Raw genomic sequence first — 19,147 nt, 5'->3', positions numbered from 1 at the left:
ACGGTCAAGCCTTTCGCGAAGATGCGCGCGAGCCCAACCGGGCAGACGGCATCGTCAATTCGCGGGGTGAGGGAGGCCAGAACGAACTCGGCTCCCGGGAGAGCACGGCATAAGCCGTCCAACCACTGCGCAGGGTAGGCCGTGTGTTGGGCTTCACCTGTATGCTGCTGTGCGGTTTCTCTGCGTGTGCTTTTCGCGCGGCGGACCGCGGGTGCTAGCCGGCACCCGGCCTTCCCTGCGCCCTCTTGGCTTTGAGGGTGGAGTGACGAAGCAAAGCTCGGGCGAATTGCGCCGCGAGAATGCGAAGGCGTGTCTGCGATTCGAAATGCAAGCCGAACAAGCGACGCTGTTTCCTCATACTCCGTCATTGCGAGCGCAGCGAAGCAATCCAGAGCCTTTCCGCGGCGGCAGTCTGGATTGCTTCGCTGCGCTCGCAATGACGAGATTGAGGAGGCTGCGTGCCACAAGTGCGGAATCGTAGGGTGGGCAAAGGCGCAAAGCGCCGTGCCCACCACTGATGATTGGTGGGCACGCTTCGCTTTGCCCACCCTACGGCACTTCGGCTGTGCGCAGAGCCTGGGCCCATGTTTGCGGCGTTGCCTTCTGGGTCCCGGCTCTGCGCCGCAACGCTTACGCGTTGCAGCTTGTCCGGGACACGAGAGTGGGCAATGGCGCTACCACCGATAGCTCAACGTCCCGATCACCTGACGCCGTGCGCCGGCGTAGCAATAGCCGGACTGGCAAGTGTCGTACTTCTTGTCGAACAGGTTGGTAGCATTCACACGCATATAGGCGCCCCGGAAGCTGCGGTCGAGCTTGCCGAGATCGTAGTCGACCACGGCGTCGAACAACGTGACGGCCGCATTCTCGAACGTATTCTGGTCGTTGCCGAAGTTTGCGCCGATATAGCGCACGCCCAGACCCAGTCCCAGCCCTTCCACCGGCATGCCGGACTGGAACGTGTACTTGCCGAATGCCGCGAACGAGTCTCTCGGAATGCCGGAATACTCGTTGCCGGTCGTATCGGTATTGCCGCGCGTGATCACGACGTTGAGGTGGGTGTAGGCCGCGGTGAGATCGAAGCCGGGCTTGAGCGCGAGCTTGGCCTCGAGCTCAACGCCCTTGGACTCGATCTGTCCGGTTGCCGCCTGGAATGCAACTGCACTGGGATCGGTACGCAGAACATTGTCCTGCTTGATGTCGAAGGCAGCGGCGGTCAGCAGCAGCGGAACATTCGGCATCTGATACTTGACGCCGACTTCCGTTTGCTCCCCGGTGGTCGGTTTGAACGTGGCCCCCGTCACGTCCACGCCGGTTTGCGGGCTGAACGAGGTGGCGTAGCTGACATAGGGCGCAACGCCGTTGTCGAACACATAGCTCAGGCCCGCGCGGCCGGTGAAGGCCGAAGGCTTCGAGGTATCCGGCGCCCCATTCAGCGTCGTGGTCGTGCTCTGCGACACCCAGCTCTGACGGCCGTTGAGCGTCAGGATGAATCCGCCGAGCCTGGCCTGCTCCTGCGCGTAGACTCCGATCTCGTTGGTCGACTGCTTGGTGAAGATCGAGAATGCCGGCGTCGCGATCGCCTGCGTGCCGTAGTTCATGGTCGCAAGATTGAGATCGGGCGCTGCTCCCCACCCGATCTTGTCGTCGTAACGGGAATTGCCGTAGTCGACGCCGAACAGGACGGTGTTCTTGACCGCGCCGAGCATGAACTTGGCTTCGGCCTGATTGTCGAGCGTGGCGGTCTTGAAATTGTCGAGAATTCGCCAGGCCGAACGCGTCGCGGTCTGGGTCGCGAAGTCGAGCGTATCGATCTGGGTGTATTTCGCGTCGGTGTTGACCTGATAGAACCGGAAATTCTGCCGGACGGTCCAGGTGTCATCGACATTGTGCTCGAACGCGTAGCCGACGCGGAACTGCTTCTGGTCCATGGCGCTGAACGCCGGATCGTTCGAGTAGATGTTGGTCAGCTTGCCATCCGCCGTGCGCGCGTTGCCGATGCTCGCGGCGGTGCGGCTGGTCTGGTACTCTCCGAGGATGGTGAATGTCGTATCGAGGTTCGGTTTCCAGGTCAGGGCAGGGGCGATATAGGCGCGGTCGTCGTCGTTGCCGGGAAACCAGGTTTTTGCGTCGCGCAGCAAGCCCGTGAGTCGGTAGTACAATTGATCGCTGCCGGGAACCGGCCCGCCGACGTCAAAGGCGCCCTGGTAGCGATCATAATTGCCGGCCTGCAATTGCACCTCGCCAAACGCCGTCATCGGTGGTCGCTTGGTCGTGACATCGACGATGCCGCCCGGAGAGCCGAGGCCATAGAGGCCGGAGGCCGGCCCGCGGAGGATAGATACGCTCTCGATTCCATAGGGCTCGATCTTGGGAATGGCGAAATTGCCGCCGCCCTGCCGCAGGCCGTCGCGATAGATGCCGGTATAGGTCACGTCGAAGCCGCGGATGGAAAAGGCGTCGAAGCGCGGATCGTAGCCGAATGCCGTGGTCGTGACGCCGGGCGTGTAGTTGACGGCGTCCTTCAGCGTCTGGACGTTGCGATCCTCGAGCTCCTTCTTCGTCACGACCGAGAGGGATTGCGGCGTCTCGATCAACGGCGTGCTGGTCTTGGTGCCGGCGGTACCGCTGGTCGCGACGTAGCCGGTCGTCGTACCAGCCGCGCCCCCAGCCGCCTGCGGCGCGCGATTCTGATCGGCTGCCAAATTGCCCCGACGATTCGCGGTGGTCGCGCGCTGAGACCGCGTGCGCTGATTGGACGAGGCACTGCTGCGCGTCTTCGGCGCGCTCGGCGCTTCGACGGTGACCGGTGGCAGGTTGCTGCTCTGGGCCTGTGCCTGGGACGCCAGGACGTCAACAGATACGAATACGACCGAACCGAACATCGTTGCGTTGATCGCTGCTGCGCTTCCAAACCAACGATGTTTCCTCTCCGACAAAGCAACGCCCACCAATGATGATCCCCAATTTCGCAGAACTGATGTCGATCGAACGCAGCGCAGCTGTGTGCTGCGCGCCTCGAACGATGCGGACTTCTATTGGTGAAGAGATCGGAATTCCACACGCGCAAAATAGAATTGCTTGAACGTGCGATGAGCGAACTTGGAATGATTCAAGACGAATGTGGAGAACATGAAATCGCGTGCGGCAGATGCGCGCACGCACACGTCATCTCCGCTCGCGCGCAATTGCCAACGTATGACCAGCGGAATACTGCTGGAAGCAGCGCATTGACTGTCGTCTCGTTTATCGAGGCGGCAGTCAGGAGTCCCGCAAACCGGTCACCACGAGATCGGGATTCTCTGTGTGAATCCGCCCAGATCCGAGTCGGGGCTGAGCGGCTGGCGATCGAGCGGCCGATTGTTGTTCTCGCGCGCAAACGAGATGCCGGGCGGCAAGGCAAAGTCGCTGAACTTGCGCTCGCCGGGGAGCACCTCGGTCCCTCCATCGAGCCAGGACCGCTTGCTGACATAGATACGCGTGTGCGCGTCGGACTGATAGGACCGGTTGGGGCCGCTTGGACCGTATTCATAGACAGTATTTTGTGTCGTCCGCCGTTGATCGCGCTTGCCGGCCGTCGCGGCATGAGCGGCCAAGGTCGAGGCGAGGAGAGCGACCAGCACCATACCCATGCGAGTTCCTGATGTCGTCGCCTCTCGCACCGCCTTAAGCCTCTGTAAAGAATCCGGGCGTTGCGCGATGTTGCTGAAAGCCCGCAACGGCAAGCCGTATGCGTGGCAGGCTCAATGCCGTCCAGTCACGCCGCAGGCCCCGCGCGATCGTCATGGCTGCCACGCCTGCGTGCCGATCCGCCAATCAAATTGAACGACCAGAAACAATGCAGAAATCACAAAGCCACATCGCGGCCACAGCCGTCTCGTTTCAGAGCAGGCTAGGTGCTCTTGAGGTGTGGAATGTCGTTTTTGCGGCCCTGGCTGATCGCGGTGGTGATGTGCGGTGTATCGATTGCGAGTTCAGTCCCTGTCGCGCTGTTGCCGCAGCCGGCGGCCGCGCAGGCGGTGGAGACGATCGTCGTCGAGGGCAATCGCCGCGTCGAGGCCGAGACCGTGCGCTCCTACTTCAGGCCCGGCCCGGGTGGGCGTCTGGATCAGCCGGCGATCGATGAAGGTCTCAAGGCGTTGATCGCGACAGGCTTGTTCCAGGACGTGAAGATCAACCAGGCCGGCGGCCGCATCGTCGTGTCGGTGGTGGAAAATGCCGTGATCGGGCGCATCGCCTTCGAGGGCAACAAGAAGATCAAGGACGAGCAGCTCTCGGCCGAGATCCAGTCCAAGCCGCGCGGGACCTTCTCGCGGGCGCTGGTGCAGTCCGACACGCTGCGAGTCGCCGAGATCTATCGGCGCTCCGGCCGCTACGACGTGCGCGTCACGCCCGAGATCATCGAGCAGCCGAGCAACCGCGTCGATCTCATCTTCACGATCGTGGAAGGCGTCAAGACCGGCGTGAAGTCGGTGGAGTTCATCGGCAACAGCGCCTACTCGGCCGCGCGCCTGCGCGACGTGATCAAGACGCATGAGAGCAATCTGCTCAGCTTCCTCGGCAACAACGACCTCTACGACCCCGACCGCATCGAGGCCGATCGCGACCTGCTCCGCCGCTTCTACCTCAAGAACGGCTTCGCCGACGCCCAGGTCGTGGCCGCGCTCACCGAATACGATCCGGAGAAGAAGGGCTTCAACGTCACCTTCAAGATCGAGGAGGGCCAGCAATATCGCGTCGGTTCGGTCGATTTCCGCTCCAGCATTGCCAATTTCGACACGAGCTCGATGCGCTCCTATTCGCGCGTCGGTGTCGGATCGCTCTACAACGTCGAATCGGTCGAGAAGTCGACCGAGGAGATGCAGATCGAGGCCTCGCGCCGCGGCTACGCCTTCGCCGTGGTGCGGCCGAGCGGCGACCGCAACTTCGAGGCGCACACGGTGTCCGTCGTGTTCAACATCGACGAGGGCCCGCGCACCTATATCGAGCGCATCAACCTGCGCGGCAACACCCGCACGCGCGACTACGTCATCCGCCGCGAGTTCGACATCTCGGAAGGAGATGCCTACAACCGCGCGCTGGTCGACCGCGCCGAGCGGCGCCTGAAGAACCTCGACTATTTCAAGAGCGTGAAGATCGTCACCGAGCCGGGCTCCTCCAGTGACCGCGTCATCCTCGTCGTCGACATGGAGGAGAAGTCGACCGGCGACTTCTCGATCTCCGGCGGCTATTCCACGACCGACGGCGCGTTGGCAGAGGTCTCGGTCTCCGAACGCAACCTGCTCGGCAAGGGCCTCTACGCCAAGGCGTCCGTCAGCTACGGCCAGTATTCGCGCGGTATCTCACTGTCCTTCGTCGAGCCATATCTGCTCGACTACCGACTGGCGCTCGGATTTGACACCTACTGGCGCCAGCAATTGTCGAACAGCTATACGAGCTACGGCGTGACGACGCTCGGCTTCTCGCCGCGCCTCGGCTTTGCGCTGCGCGAGGATCTCTCGCTCCAGCTCCGCTACTCGCTGTATCAGCAGAGCATCACGCTCGCCAGCGCGTACAATAACTGCAACAACAACGCGTCGAACACCTCGCTGGCCTTCAACCCGACGCCGGCCTACATCAAGAACGTTCTGGGCGGCGTGGATCCGACCAATGCCACGGATTCCGGTGTTTACGGATACGGCTGCTACGGCGACGGCGAGTCGAGCCTGCCGGTCCGGAAAGAGCTGGCGAACGGCGCGACCTGGACGTCGGCGCTCGGCTACACGCTGAACTACAACACGCTCGACAACACCAAGAACCCCACGGATGGCTTGCTGATCGACTTCCGCCAGGATTTCGCCGGTGTCGGCGGCGACGTCACCTATCTCAAGACTGTGGTGGACACCAAATACTACACGCCGCTGGTATCCGAGATCGTCAACGTGATCCACCTGCAGGGCGGCATCCTCAACAAGATCGGCAACAACGATCTGCGCATGCTGGATCACTTCCAGATGGGCCCGAACCTCGTGCGCGGCTTCGCTTCCAACGGCATCGGTCCGCGCGACATCACCTACTACAATTACGGCGCGAGCGGTGATGCGCTCGGCGGCACGAAATACTGGGGCGCCTCCATGGAATTGCAGATGCCGTTCTGGTTCCTGCCGAAGGAGGTCGGCCTGAAAGGCGCGGTCTATGCCGATGCCGGCTCGCTCTGGGGCTACCAGGGACCGACGTCGTGGACCGCCACGGGCGAGGTCAACACCAAGGCCTGTCCGACCTGCGGGCTGCAATATGACGACGGCAACGTGGTGCGCTCCTCGGTCGGTGTCGGCCTGATCTGGGCCTCGCCGTTCGGACCGCTGCGCTTCGACTACGCCGTGCCGATCACGAAAGGCAAATACGACATGGTCCAGGAGTTCAGGTTCGGAGGCGGCACCTCGTTCTAGCGCCGCGAGGCCGGCATGGGAACTTGCGGCATTTGTCGTGCATTTGTGAAAATGCCGGATGGCCTCGCGCGAGCGTGCGTGGACAACCATTTGCGGATGTCGGATGATGTGCCTTGCAATTTGCGGGACACTGTGGCCTGCACTTGAGCTTCCACGGAAGGACGATCGCGATGACACAGGCAGGCGCCTACGGGCAGAGGCTTGGGCAGTTCCTGCGCTTGAAGGACGCGCCGCCCGCGCTGGTCGCCCGCTCGCTGCGTAGCGCCGAGCTGGCGGTCACCGAGACCCGGAACGACCATCCGGAGCGCGGCCTGTCCGGCTCGCTGGCCGCTGAAGATGCCTTTCTCGTCAGCCTGAAGCTTCACGATTATCCGGACTGCGAGCTCTGGGAGCGCGGCAAGTCCATCATGACGGCGGACGTCCGCGCCGGCACGACCTACCTCTATGACCTCAAGCACGATCCACGCTATGTGATCGACAAGCCGTTCCATTCGCTGTTCTTCTATATTCCGCGCTCGGCGCTTGACGGCATCGCCCGCCAGAGCAATGCGCCGCGGGTCGACCAGCTCGACTGCCAGATCGGCGTCGGCCATGACGATGGAATCGTCCGCCACATCGGCGCGTCGCTGCAGGAAGGGCTGCGCAGGCCGGACGAGGCCAACCAGCTCTTCGTCGATCATATGATGCTCGCGCTGACCGCCCATGTCGCCCAGACCTATGGCGGACTTCAGCGCACGGGCGGACTGGCGCGCGGGGGACTCGCTCCATGGCAGGCGAAACGCGCCTGCGAGCGGCTCGAGTCCGATCTCAGCGGCAAGCTTTCGCTGCACAAGGTCGCGGCCGAGCTCGACCTGTCGGTCAGCCATTTCTCGCGCGCATTTCGAATCTCCGTCGGCATGCCGCCGCACCAATGGCTGCTGCATCAACGCGTGAAGGCGGCCAAGCAGTTGATGGGTGTCCGCGACCTGCCGCTGTCGGAAATCGCGATCTCGGCCGGGTTCGCCAACCAGAGCCACTTCACGCGCGTGTTCTCCTCGATCGCCGGCGTCAGCCCCGCAGCATGGCGCCGTGAGGCGCTCGGCGCCTCGGGCGGCGAGGTGTGAGGCGCAGCGCTCAGCTCCGTTTCGCGAGTGAGATGGTGTAGGCGGCGCGCCGTGCCGCAAAGATCTCATCCGGCGGGTGACCGATGCCCTCAGCGAGATTGGCCGGATTGAAGATGGAGCCGTCGCAGGCCTGATCGGGCTCGAAGGCGGTGATCACGATCGTGCCGAGCCGCACCTCCTCGCGATGATCCTCATCCGGCCAGCGCATGGTCACGTCCATGGTGGGATCGCCCGGCCGGTCGAGCAGCGCCATGACATTGAAGCGGGCATGGCCCGTAGCGATCCGCGCAGCCAGATCGTCGCGCAGGAAATCGGCCGGCTTCGTCCTGGCCTCGTCCGAGTTCAGCGTGATCTGGCCGCGGGCCGGGACCACCTTGAACTTGATGAAGCGCGTCTCGTCGTGCTCATTCGTGGCCGGGAAGGCATGCACGCCCCAATAGGTCGTGCCGGCAAGGCTTCCGGGCAGCGGACGCGCGGCGATGTAGTTCGCCTGATTGAGCGTTTCAGGATTGGCCGCCGAGAACGCCTTGACCTTGGCCATATCCGGCCTGCCGTCCGGCCCCGGCATGCGCGCCTCGAGGAAGGCCAGCATCTGGTCGAGCGTTCGCGCAAAATGCACGGGCGCGCTCTCCACGAGGATGTCCGAGCGGTGATCGTCGCCGCCAAGCTTGAAGCTGAAGCCACGCAGCACAAGATTGTTTGTGTCGGCGACGCCGGGATTGCCGCCGCCGACCGAGAAGCGTGCCAGCACGCGTGATGGTTTCGTGAAACTCTGCGATCGCGTGACTTCCCCGGCTCGGTCCGACGGGGTGTAGGTGCCGCGAACGCACCAGCCCTTGGCGAAGCTGGCGCGGACCTTCGGCGGATTGCCGGCGACGGCCTTCAGGGCTTCGACGATGGAGGCGGGCGTTGCGGCGGGGATTTGAGACATGGTGAGCCTTCTCGCGGGGGCGAGGCAGGCTAGGCGTTACGCGAAACAGCGTCTTTTCCAAACCGATCGCGCCTTGCACGATTCTGCTCAAGGCGCGTGCAAGGTGGAACGCTGATTGGTTGCCGTCGTGTCGGCCCGATGCGGAGGACCGCGTCCGGCTAAGCGCTGAGGATGCGCCGGCAGGCATCGACGAAGACCTGCGCGCCGGTGATGATATCGGCATCGGCGGTATTCTCGGTCCAGTGATGGCTGATGCCGCCGATCGACGGCACGAACACCATGCCGGCCGGCATGACGGTCGCGAGCATCTGCGCATCGTGGCCGGCCCCGCTGGGCATGCGGATGGATCGCCCGCCGGCAACGGCCTTGCTCGCAGCTTCGATCGCGTCCTGAAAGCCCGCGTTCATCATCGCAGGTGCGCCGGTGCGCAGCTTCGTAACGCTGACGGTGCAGGGACCCTTCGCGCTGGCCTCATCTGCCATCGTGTGCAGCAGCTGCTCCAGCCGCGCGATGACGGCCGGATCGTCGTCGCGGATCTGGAACAGCATTTCGGCACCGCCCGGAATGATACTCGGCGCGCCCGGCTCGAGCGCGATACGGCCGGTGGTCCAGACCGTGCGCGGACCGCAGGTATCAGGAAAACGTTCGTCGATGGCGACGCAGAACTTCGCCAGCGCCAGGCCCGCATCCTTGCGCACGGCCATGCGCGTGGTGCCGGCGTGGTTCTGCTCGCCGGTGAAATTGATCCGGTATTGCCAGATGCCGACGATCGAGGTCACGACGCCAACCGCAAGATGGCTGCTCTCGAGCGTGTCACCCTGTTCGATATGCGCCTCCAGGTACCCGACGTGCCGGCCCGGTTCGACAGCGACACGTGCGCGCCCCGAGAGACCCATCTCGGCGAGGGCATCGCGCATGGCGCGGCCGCTGGTGCGATCGCGCGCGGCGTCGATCTCGGCCTCGGCCACCTGCCCGACATAGGAGCGCGAGCCGAGGAAGCTGCCGAAATGGCCTTCCTCGTCACACCAGGCGGCGACCTCGACGGCTCCCTTCACGGAGGGATCGGCATTGAGCACGCGGGCGGCTTCGAGCGCATAGACGACGCCGAGCGGGCCATCGAGCCACCCGGCATAGTTCTGGCTCTCCAGATGCGAGCCGGCAAGAAGCTTCGGTCCGGGCTTCGTGCTCGTCCCGAACACATTGCCGATGCCGTCGATCGTAGCCGAGAGGCCCGCGTCGGGCAGCTTCTGAACCAGCCAATCGAGCGATTGCCTGTGCGGCTCGGAAAATGTCGGCTTGTGCACGCCGGTCTTGTAGGCGCCGATGGCGCGCAGTGCGTTGAGGTCGGCGAGAACGCGATTCCCGTCGGCGTGGAGCTGAGTATCAGGCATGTTCGGCCACCTTCAACGCCTCGGTGCGGATCTCCTCGACCAGCCGTTCCTTGAGCTGGACGAATTCGGGCGTCGTCTTGATCTTGTACGAGCGTGGATGCGGCAGGTCTACATTGATCTCGGCCTTGATGCGGCCGGGGCGGGCGCTCATGACGATGACGCGGCTGCCGAGGAAGATCGCTTCCTCGATGTCGTGGGTCACGAACAGCACGGTCTTCTGGTCGCGCTCCCAGATCCCGAGCAGCATTTCCTGCATCAGGGCGCGGGTCTGGTTGTCCAGCGCGCCGAAGGGCTCGTCGAGCAGCAGGATTTTTGGATCATTGGCGAGCGCACGCGCGATCGCCGTGCGCTGCTGCATGCCGCCGGAAAGTTGTTTCGGCCAGTGGTTCTCGAAGCCGGACAATCCGACCTGGCGGATGAGGGCATCCGCGATCTTGTTTCGCTCCGCCTCCGACACGCCGCGCTCGCGCAGGCCGAAGGCGATGTTCTCGCGCACGGTCAGCCAGGGGAACAACGTGTAGGACTGGAACACCATGCCGCGATCGGCGCCGGGGCCGGTGACCTCGCGCCCGTCGAGCGTGACGCGCCCGCTGGTCGGGCGGTCGAGGCCGGCGACGATGCGCAGCAGCGTGGACTTGCCGCAGCCGGACGGGCCGAGGATGGTGACGAAGTCATTGTTGCCGATGGTGAGGTCGGTCGGCTCCAGCGCGCGCGTTGGCGCGTTGCCGTGGCGTGCCGGGAAGGTGCGCGAGACCTGCTCGATCTTCAGCGTGGTCATGCGAGCCTCCACGGAAACAGCCAGGCGTTGAACGCCTTGAACATGAAGTCCGAGAGGAGGCCGATCAGCCCGATCACGATGATGCCGAAGATGATCTGACCGGTGTTGAGCAGCGCCTGGCTGTCGGTGATCATGTGGCCGATGCCCGAGGACGAGCCGATCAGCTCGGCGACGATGACATAGGTCCAGGCCCAGCCCAGCACCAGCCGCAGGATCTCCGCAATCTCGGGGGCGGAGGAGGGCAGCAGCACGCGGCGGATGATGCCGCGGTCGCTCGCCCCCAGCGTATAGGCCGCCTCGACCAGGTCCCGCCGCGTGGCGCCGACAGTCACCGCGACCATCAGGATGACCTGAAACACCGAGCCGATGAAGATGACGAGCAGCTTCTGCAATTCGCCGATGCCGGCCCACAGGATCAGAAGCGGGATGAAGGCGGAGGCGGGCAGATAGCGCGCGAAGGAGACGAACGGTTCGAGGAACGCCTCGACGGGCTTGTAGGCGCCCATCAGCACGCCGAGCGGCACCGCGATGATCGCGGCGAGCGCAAAGCCGCCGACGACGCGCCAGATCGTCATGCCGATGTCGAACAGGAAGCCCTGCCTGGCGAGCAGGTCATAGCCTTCCTGCACCATGGTCAGCGGGTTGGCGAGAAAGGTCTTCGAGACATGGCCGCCGAAGGTCGCCCAGGACCAGAGGGCAACGAACAGCACGAAGAACGCGAGACCAAAGGCCACGCGCTGCCTCGAAGTCACGGGATCCAGGGGGCGCATCGAACAGTCTATCCGGGTGGTCGATCGGGCGCCGGTCCCGCCTTGCGGCGAGACCGGCAGCTCGTCGGAGCTTACTTGATGAAGCTGGCGTCGTAGAGGTCCTCGACCTTCGGCGCGGACTTGATGATGCCGATCTCCAGCAGGAGCTCGGCAGCGTCCTTGTTGAAGGTCAGGAAGTCGCCGGCGAAGAACTTCTGGTTCGCGGCCTTGTCCTGCCAGCGCAGGTACTTTGCCGAGTTGCCGAACTGCTCGCCGGTCTGCTTCACGTCCGCGCCCATGATCTCATAGGCCTTGGCCTGGTCCTTGGCGATCATGTCGAGCGCCTCGAAATAGCTGTTGGCGAGCGCCTGCGCGGCCTTGGGATTCTCCGTCAGGAACTTCGGCGTGCAGCCAAAAGTGTCCATGACCATCGGGTAGTCGAGCGTGGTGGCGATGATCTTGCCTTTGTCCGGCGCGGCGCGCACGGTCGACAAATATGGCTCATAGGTCATCGCGGCATCGTTCTGGCCGGAGACGAAGGCCTGCGCGGCGGCAGCCGGCTCGAGATTCACTACGGTGACGTCCTTCACCGACAGCCCGTTCTTCTTGAGCATCCAGGCCAACGCGAAATAGGGCGACGTGCCCGGCGCGGAGGCCGCGACGGTCTTGCCCTTCAGGTCCTTGATTGCGGCGACGTCGTTGCGCACGGCCATGCCGTCGGCGCCATAGCTCTTGTCGAGCTGGAAGATCTGCTTGGTGGCGACGCCGTTGGCGTTCCAGGAGATCCAGGTCTCGACCGTGGTCGCCGCGCACTGGATGTCGCCGGAGGCGATCGCAAGGTGGCGGTCCTTCTGCGGGATCTTCTTGATGGTTACGTCGAGGCCGTTCTTCTTGAAGATGCCGGCTTCCCTCGCCAGCGTCAGCGGTGCGAAGCCGGTCCACCCGGAGATGCCGACGCCGACCTTGACGTCGTCGGCGAGCACGGGAGTGGAGGCCGCGAGGGCAATGATTGTCGCAAAAATTGTCGAATTACGCATGTTTGTCGTCCTCTTGCCGATCGATGGATTGACGTCCTGTTGATCCCTATTGGTCCATGCAGACCGTTGCCCGAAGCATTGCACGAATTGTGCCGACATTCCTCTCTCAGCCTCCCTTGAATCGGGCGACAAGGCGGTGAGAGTCACCGGGATAGAGCAGACGCACGGCGGTGATCGTGCGTGCACTGCGCCAGGTGTAGCGGTCGATCACGAGGCAGGGTGCGCCGACGGCGATGTCGAGCGCTTCCGCCGTGCGATCGTCCGCAACGATGGCGCTGATCGTATGCTCGGCCTCTGTCCATGGGACATGGTGAAGCAGCCAGGAGCCGGGCGGCTCGCGTGAGAAATCCGCGGTCGCGGCGTTCGGCACGGATGAGAGATCGATCAGCCTGTCCTCGACCGCGAACGGTACCTTGTCGGCGCTGTGCCGGCAGGTGATCGCGACCACCTTGCCGGCCTTCTTGACGCCGAGACGGTCGCGGTCGGCAGCGGTCGCAGCGCGCAGCTTGCGGCCGATCAGCTCGTAGCCGTAAGCGCGCCCCAGCGCGGTGATCTCGGCGCGGATGTCGGCGATCTTGAGCACCGCCGACTGATGCTGCGGCCGGCGCACGAAGGATCCGGCACGCCGCCGCCGCTCGATCAAATCGGCCTGGGCGAGCTCCGACAGCGCCTTGTTGACGGTCATGCGCGAGCAGCCGTAGCGCGCGACCAGCTCGTGCTCGAAGGGAATGCGATGGCCGGGCGGCCATTCGCCGGTCAGGATGCGCTTCTCGATGTCGGCGCGGATGCGCTTGTAGAGCGTCGGCTGGTCGGCTGCGTCTGCGGTGAGGCTCATGCGACGAGCCTCCGCACCGCGGCGTTGAAGCGTTCGCGCGCCGTCTGGCGCAGTCTGTGCCGCCCGCCTTCGACCACCTTGTTGCCGCCGGCCCAGACGCAATCGATCGCAGCGCCGCCCGCGGCAAAGATCCAGCCGTCGATGACAGCGTCGTGCGTGCGTCCCGCCAGCGACGGATGCGTGGCCTCGAGCGTGACGATGTCGGCGCGTGCGCCGGGCGCGAGGCCGATGGTCGGCTGCGCCAGCGCCCGCGCGCCGCCGGCAAGGGCGTCGTCGAACAGCGTCCGTCCTGTCGAACGACCTGCGCCGCCAGAGAGCACGTTGCGTTGACGGTGCTTGAGCCGCTGGCCGTATTCGAGCTGGCGCAACTCGTCGGCGACGCCGATCAGCACGTTGGAATCGGTGCCAACACCGAAGAGGCCGCCAGCGTCGAGAAATTCGCGCGCAGAAAAAATGCCGTCGCCGAGGCTTGCTTCCGTGATCGGGCAGAGGCCGGCGACCGCGCCGGTCTTCGCGAATGCCGCCACTTCCTCATCCGTCGTGTGGGTTGCGTGAATGAGGCACCAGCGTCGATCGACGGGGGCGTGCTCCAGCAGCCATTGCACCGGCCGTCGGCCTGACCAGGCCAGGCAATCCTCGACTTCCTTGACCTGCTCGGCGGCGTGAATATGCACCGGTCCACCTTCGGCGAGCGGAATGATCGCGGTCAGCTCGTCCGGCGCCACCGCGCGCAAGCTGTGCGGCGCGATGCCGATATTGGCGCCCGGCAATGCTGCAATCGTCTTGCGCGAGGCTGCCATCAATGCTGCGAACTGATCGACCGTACAGATAAAGCGGCGCTGGCCGGCATGCGGCGCTGCGCCTCCAAAGGAGCCATGCGCATAAAAACTCGGCAGCAGCGTCAGCGCAATGCCGGAGGCTTCGGCAGCCTGCGCGATCCGCGCTGCCATCTCCGCGATATCGGCATAGGGCGAACCGTCGCGGTCGTGATGCAGATAGTGGAATTCGCCGACGCGGGTAAAACCCTGCTCCAGCATCTCGACATAAAGCAGCGTCGCAACAGCCGCGACGTCGTCGGGCGTCATTGCCAGCGCGAAGCGATACATCGTCTCGCGCCAGGTCCAGAACGTGTCGGTGGAATCGCCGCGCAGTTCCGCAAGCCCCGCCATGCCGCGCTGGAAGGCGTGGCTGTGCAGGCTCGCAAGTCCCGGAAGCGCGATGACGTGGCGCTCGTCGCCAGCAGACGGGGCCACGCCCGGTGTCACCGCCGCGATCGCGCCGGCGGTGACGACCACCTGCACGTCATTGGCCCAGCCCGAGGGCAGGAGCGCGGAGGCGAAATGCAGTCGGGACATGATGACACGCCGGCTGGACAGAACCGCCTTACGATTATATGTCTAGACATATAAGTCAAGCATCCGACGGCGAATGGATCCCCGCATGGCAGAGCGCTTCGACCGGATCTGGCACAATGCCCGGCTCGCGACGATGCGGGCCGACCGTCCCGATCTCGGCGAGATCGAGCACGGTGTCATCGCCGCGCGCGGCGGCCGCATCGCCTATGCGGGTGCGCAGGCGGATTTTCCTGTTGATGCGGATGCGATCGATCGGATCGATTGCGAGGGGCGCTGGATCACGCCGGGTCTCGTCGACTGCCACACCCATCTCGTCTATGGCGGCAACCGCGCGCATGAATTCGAGCTGCGCCTGAAGGGCGCAAGCTACGAGGAGATCGCGCGCGCCGGCGGCGGCATCGTCTCGACGGTGGCGGCAACGCGCAAGGCGAGCGAAGCCGATCTCGTCGCAAGCGCGCTGCCGCGGCTCGATGCGCTGATCGGCGATGGCGCCACCACGGTGGAGATCAAATCCGGTTATGGCCTCGATGTTGAAACCGAGATGCGGCAACTCTCCGCAGCGCGGAGCCTCAGTCGTCAGCGGCCGGTTGCGATCAGAACATCCTTCCTCGGCGCGCATGCGTTGCCGGTGGAAGCCGATGGCGACAAGGATCGCTACATCGATCTCGTCTGCAAGGAGATGCTGCCCGCAGTCGCCAAGGCCGGTCTTGCCGATGCCGTCGATACCTTCATGGAGGGGATCGCGTTCTCGGCTGAGCAGACCGCGCGGGTGTTCGAGGCCGCGAGGGGGCTTGGCCTGCCGGTGAAGCTCCATGCCGACCAGCTGTCGAATCTCGGCGGCGCTGCGCTTGCCGCAAAATACGCAGCATTGTCGGCCGATCACCTCGAGCACACGGATGAAGCCGGTGCGGCGGCGATGGCGAAAGCCGGCACGGTGGCCGTACTGCTGCCGGGCGCGTTCTACTTTATCCGCGAGACGCAGAAGCCGCCTGTCGAAGCGTTTCGCAAGCATGGCGTTCCCATGGCGCTCGCGACCGACTGCAATCCCGGCAGCTCACCGCTGACATCGTTGCTGCTCGCCATGAACATGGGTGCGACGCTGTTCCGGATGAACGTGGCCGAGTGCCTCGCCGGTGTCACCCGTGAAGGCGCGCGTGCGCTCGGTGTGCTGGATGAGACCGGCACGCTGGAAGCGGGGAAATGGTGCGATCTCGCGATCTGGGACGTCGAGCGTCCCGCCGAGCTCGTTTACCGCATCGGCTTCAATCCGCTGTATCGACGGGTATGGAGGGCGCAGTGACGGAGCAGGGTACGGCGATCGTCGTCAAGCCGGGAGCAGTGAGCCTCGACGACCTCGTGCGCGTGCTCGAAGGTGCACCTGTCGTCCTCGATCCGTCGTTCTGGCCGCGCGTCGAGGCGGCTGCGCAGATCGTTGCGCGGGCCGCGCAGGCCGACGTCCCCGTCTATGGCATCAACACCGGCTTCGGGAAGCTCGCATCGAAGCGCATTCCACCTGACCAGACTGCGCTGCTCCAGCGCAATCTCATCGTCTCGCATTGCTGCGGCATCGGCCCGGCGACGCCGGAGCCGATCGTCCGCCTGATGATGGCGCTGAAGATCATCTCGCTCGGGCGCGGCGCGTCCGGCGTGCGGCGCGAGGTGATCGAGCAATTGCAAGGCATGTTGGTGCGGGGTGTCTACCCGCTAGTGCCGCAGCAGGGCTCGGTCGGCGCCTCCGGCGATCTCGCGCCGCTCGCGCATATGACCGCGGTGATGATCGGCGAGGGGCAGGCGATCGTTGGCGGGAAAACTGTATCCGGCAGCGAGGCGCTCGCCGCCGCCGGTCTCGCGCCGCTGACGCTCGGGCCCAAGGAAGGCCTTGCTCTGATCAACGGCACACAGTTCTCGACCGCCTATGCCATTGCAGGCGTGCTGCGTGCATTTCGCCTCGCCCGTGCCGCGCTCGTGACCGGCGCGCTGTCGGTCGATGCGGCGATGGCCTCGACGGCGCCATTCCGTCCCGAAATCCAGGCGCTGCGCGGCCATGTCGGCCAGATCGCCGCGGCGGCGACGCTGACCGCGCTGCTCGACGGCAGTGACATTCGCCTGTCGCATCTCGAAGGCGACGAGCGCGTGCAGGACCCTTATTGCCTGCGTTGCCAGCCGCAGGTCGCAGGCGCCGCGCTCGATCTCGTCACGCAGGCCGCGCGCACGCTGATCGTCGAGGCCAATGCCGTCACCGACAATCCGCTGGTGTTGGTCGAGACCGGCGAGATCGTCTCCGGCGGCAATTTCCACGCCGAGCCGGTGGCCTTTGCCGCCGACGCAATCGCGCTGGCGTTGTCGGAGATCGGCGCGATCAGCGAGCGGCGCATCGCGACCCTGGTCGACCCCGCGCTCAATTTCGGTCTGCCGCCGTTCCTGACGCCAGATCCGGGACTCAACTCCGGCTTCATGATCGCCGAGGTGACGGCGGCTGCGCTCTATGCCGAGAACAAGCAGCGCGCGATGGCCTGCTCGATCGACTCGACGCCGACCAGCGCCAATCAGGAAGACCACGTCTCGATGGCCGCGCACGCCGCGCGGCGTCTCGCCGACATGGCGGACAACCTCGCCGCCATTTTGGGCATCGAGCTGCTGGTCGCGGCACAGGGCATCACGCTGCGCGCGCCGCATGCGACCAGCGTGCCGCTGATCGCCGTCATCGCGACCCTCCGCGAGCAGGTGCCTGCGCTCGGTGCCGACCGCTACATGGCCGGCGATCTCGCCAAGGCCGCCGCGCTGATCGAAGCCGATGCATTGCCGGCCGCGGCGATTGCCGCGCTTCCAACCGATCCTTTCCGAGACTTGACTAAGAGGTCCACATGAACCGCCGACTGGACAACGACCGCACCATCCGTGCTCCCCGCGGCAGCGAGATCAGCGCCAAGAGCTGGCTGACGGAAGCGCCCTTGCGCATGCTCATGAACAATCTCGATCCCGATGTGGCGGAGCGTCCGAGCGAGCTCGTGGTCTATGGCGGCATCGGCCGCGCCGCGCGCGACTGGGAGAGCTTTGACCGGATCACGGCTGCCTTGCGCAAGCTCGAGGGCGACCAGACGCTGCTGGTGCAGTCCGGCAAGCCGGTCGGCGTCTTCCGCACCCACGCTGATGCCCCGCGCGTCCTGATCGCCAACTCCAACATCGTGCCCCACTGGGCAACGCTCGACCATTTCAACGAGCTCGATCGCCAGGGCCTGATGATGTACGGCCAGATGACTGCGGGCTCCTGGATCTATATCGGCAGCCAGGGCATCGTGCAGGGCACCTACGAGACATTTGTCGAAGTCGGGCGTCGCCACTATGGCGGCAGCCTCGCCGGCAAATGGATTCTGACCGCCGGTCTCGGCGGCATGGGCGGGGCGCAGCCGCTGGCCGCGACCATGGCCGGCGCGTCGATGCTCGCGGTCGAATGCCAGCCGAGCCGCATCGAGATGCGCTTGCGCACCGGCTATCTCGATCGGCAGGCCGCAACGCTCGACGAAGCGCTCGCGATCATGAACGAAGCGGCGAAGACCAAGAAGGCGGTCTCGGTCGGCCTGCTCGGCAATGCCGCGGAGATTTTCCCCGAACTGGTCGGCCGCGGCATCAAGCCCGACATCGTCACCGACCAGACCAGCGCGCATGATCCGATCAACGGCTACTTGCCGAAGGGCTGGACGCTGGCCGATTGGGAAGCCAAGCGCGCCTCCGATACGAAGGCGGTGGAGCGCGCCTCGAAGACGTCGATGGTCGAGCACGTCCAGGCGATGCTGGATTTCCACGCGCAAGGAATCCCAACGCTCGACTACGGCAACAACATCCGCCAGATGGCTCAGGACATGGGCCTGAAGAACGCCTTCGACTTCCCCGGCTTCGTGCCCGCTTATATCCGCCCGCTGTTCTGCCGCGGTGTCGGGCCGTTCCGCTGGGCCGCGCTCTCGGGCGATCCCGAGGACATCTTCAAGACCGACGCCAGGGTCAAGGAGCTGATGCCTGATGACAAGCATCTGCATAATTGGCTCGACATGGCCAAGGAGCGCATCAAGTTCCAGGGCCTGCCGGCACGAATCTGCTGGGTCGGCCTCGGCGATCGCCATCGCCTCGGCCTTGCGTTCAACGAGATGGTGGCGCGCGGCGAATTGAAGGCGCCGATCGTGATCGGCCGCGATCATCTCGACAGCGGCTCGGTGGCGAGTCCGAACCGCGAGACCGAGGCGATGAAGGACGGATCGGATGCGGTGTCCGACTGGCCGCTGCTGAACGCGCTGCTCAATTGCGCCAGCGGCGCGACCTGGGTCTCGCTGCACCATGGCGGCGGCGTCGGCATCGGCTATTCGCAGCATGCCGGCATGGTGATCGTCGCGGACGGCACGCCGGAAGCGGCAAAGCGGATCGAGCGCGTGCTGTGGAACGATCCCGCCAGCGGCGTCATGCGCCATGCCGACGCGGGTTACGACATCGCGATCGATTGTGCCCGTGACAAGGGGCTCGATCTGCCGAGCCTGGCGGAGTAGCCGCG

15 protein-coding genes are annotated in these 19,147 nt (G+C 64.9%); 6 read left to right on the top strand and 9 right to left on the bottom strand.

The window, feature by feature from the left end; genetic code table 11:
- Window positions 1-674 precede the first annotated feature (674 nt).
- Window positions 675-2,705 (bottom strand): TonB-dependent siderophore receptor, encoded by a 2,031-nt coding sequence (locus ACVJ19_RS38950; protein ID WP_453954318.1) that lies wholly within the window; start codon window positions 2,703-2,705, stop codon window positions 675-677.
- Window positions 2,706-2,754: 49 nt separating this feature from the next.
- Here ACVJ19_RS38950 and ACVJ19_RS38945 point away from each other — a divergent pair, with 49 nt between their 5' ends.
- The gene (locus ACVJ19_RS38945; protein WP_453954317.1) at window positions 2,755-3,045 is read left to right on the top strand and encodes a hypothetical protein; all 291 of its coding nucleotides are present in this window, start codon (window positions 2,755-2,757) and stop codon (window positions 3,043-3,045) included.
- 236 nt (window positions 3,046-3,281) lie between these two features.
- On the opposite strand, the gene ACVJ19_RS38940 is transcribed toward ACVJ19_RS38945, so the two are convergent.
- A complete protein-coding gene (locus ACVJ19_RS38940) occupies window positions 3,282-3,626 on the bottom strand; it encodes a hypothetical protein (RefSeq protein ID WP_453954316.1) in 345 nt (114 codons plus the stop codon).
- 288 nt (window positions 3,627-3,914) lie between these two features.
- On the opposite strand from ACVJ19_RS38940, the gene bamA reads away from it, so the two are divergent.
- Together bamA and ACVJ19_RS38930 are read left to right on the top strand one after the other, a co-directional pair.
- Window positions 3,915-6,428: an outer membrane protein assembly factor BamA gene (gene bamA / locus ACVJ19_RS38935; RefSeq protein ID WP_453954315.1), complete on the top strand. Its 2,514-nt coding sequence runs from the start codon at window positions 3,915-3,917 to the stop codon at window positions 6,426-6,428.
- 170 nt (window positions 6,429-6,598) lie between these two features.
- Window positions 6,599-7,531, top strand: coding sequence for a helix-turn-helix domain-containing protein (locus ACVJ19_RS38930; RefSeq protein ID WP_453954314.1), 933 nt, complete (start codon window positions 6,599-6,601; stop codon window positions 7,529-7,531).
- 10 nt (window positions 7,532-7,541) lie between these two features.
- Here the strand turns inward: ACVJ19_RS38930 and ACVJ19_RS38925 are convergent, their stop codons facing one another.
- From ACVJ19_RS38925 to ACVJ19_RS38895, 7 genes are all read right to left on the bottom strand, one after another.
- The gene (locus ACVJ19_RS38925) at window positions 7,542-8,462 is read right to left on the bottom strand and encodes a catalase family peroxidase (RefSeq protein ID WP_453954312.1); all 921 of its coding nucleotides are present in this window, start codon (window positions 8,460-8,462) and stop codon (window positions 7,542-7,544) included.
- Between the two features lie 158 nt (window positions 8,463-8,620).
- Entirely contained in the window at window positions 8,621-9,853 is a 1,233-nt protein-coding gene (locus tag ACVJ19_RS38920; protein ID WP_453954311.1) for a hydantoinase/carbamoylase family amidase, read from the bottom strand.
- Window positions 9,846-10,631, bottom strand: coding sequence for an ABC transporter ATP-binding protein (locus ACVJ19_RS38915; RefSeq protein ID WP_453954310.1), 786 nt, complete (start codon window positions 10,629-10,631; stop codon window positions 9,846-9,848). The genes ACVJ19_RS38920 and ACVJ19_RS38915 overlap by 8 nt, the downstream gene beginning before the upstream one ends.
- The gene (locus tag ACVJ19_RS38910; protein WP_453954309.1) at window positions 10,628-11,401 is read right to left on the bottom strand and encodes an ABC transporter permease; all 774 of its coding nucleotides are present in this window, start codon (window positions 11,399-11,401) and stop codon (window positions 10,628-10,630) included. Before ACVJ19_RS38910 ends, ACVJ19_RS38915 begins: the two co-directional genes overlap by 4 nt.
- A gap of 71 nt (window positions 11,402-11,472) precedes the next feature.
- The gene (locus tag ACVJ19_RS38905) at window positions 11,473-12,417 is read right to left on the bottom strand and encodes an ABC transporter substrate-binding protein (protein ID WP_453954308.1); all 945 of its coding nucleotides are present in this window, start codon (window positions 12,415-12,417) and stop codon (window positions 11,473-11,475) included.
- A 106-nt stretch (window positions 12,418-12,523) separates the two neighbouring features.
- Window positions 12,524-13,252: a histidine utilization repressor gene (hutC, locus tag ACVJ19_RS38900; RefSeq protein ID WP_018642644.1), complete on the bottom strand. Its 729-nt coding sequence runs from the start codon at window positions 13,250-13,252 to the stop codon at window positions 12,524-12,526.
- Entirely contained in the window at window positions 13,249-14,607 is a 1,359-nt protein-coding gene (locus ACVJ19_RS38895; RefSeq protein WP_453954307.1) for a formimidoylglutamate deiminase, read from the bottom strand. Before ACVJ19_RS38895 ends, hutC begins: the two co-directional genes overlap by 4 nt.
- Window positions 14,608-14,692: 85 nt before the next feature.
- On the opposite strand from ACVJ19_RS38895, the gene hutI reads away from it, so the two are divergent.
- From hutI to hutU, 3 genes are read left to right on the top strand one after another with little or no spacing between them, the layout of a single operon-like run.
- Window positions 14,693-15,907: an imidazolonepropionase gene (gene hutI / locus ACVJ19_RS38890; RefSeq protein WP_453954306.1), complete on the top strand. Its 1,215-nt coding sequence runs from the start codon at window positions 14,693-14,695 to the stop codon at window positions 15,905-15,907.
- Window positions 15,904-17,475, top strand: a complete 1,572-nt coding sequence (gene hutH / locus ACVJ19_RS38885) for a histidine ammonia-lyase (protein WP_453954304.1) — start codon at window positions 15,904-15,906, stop codon at window positions 17,473-17,475. The genes hutI and hutH overlap by 4 nt, the downstream gene beginning before the upstream one ends.
- The gene (gene hutU / locus ACVJ19_RS38880) at window positions 17,472-19,142 is read left to right on the top strand and encodes a urocanate hydratase (protein ID WP_453954303.1); all 1,671 of its coding nucleotides are present in this window, start codon (window positions 17,472-17,474) and stop codon (window positions 19,140-19,142) included. Before hutH ends, hutU begins: the two co-directional genes overlap by 4 nt.
- Window positions 19,143-19,147: the final 5 nt, after the last annotated feature.

Source organism: Bradyrhizobium sp. USDA 376 (assembly GCF_054063675.1).
Note: the sequence above shows the minus strand (reverse complement) of the source record. Positions and strands in the feature narration are given on the sequence as shown.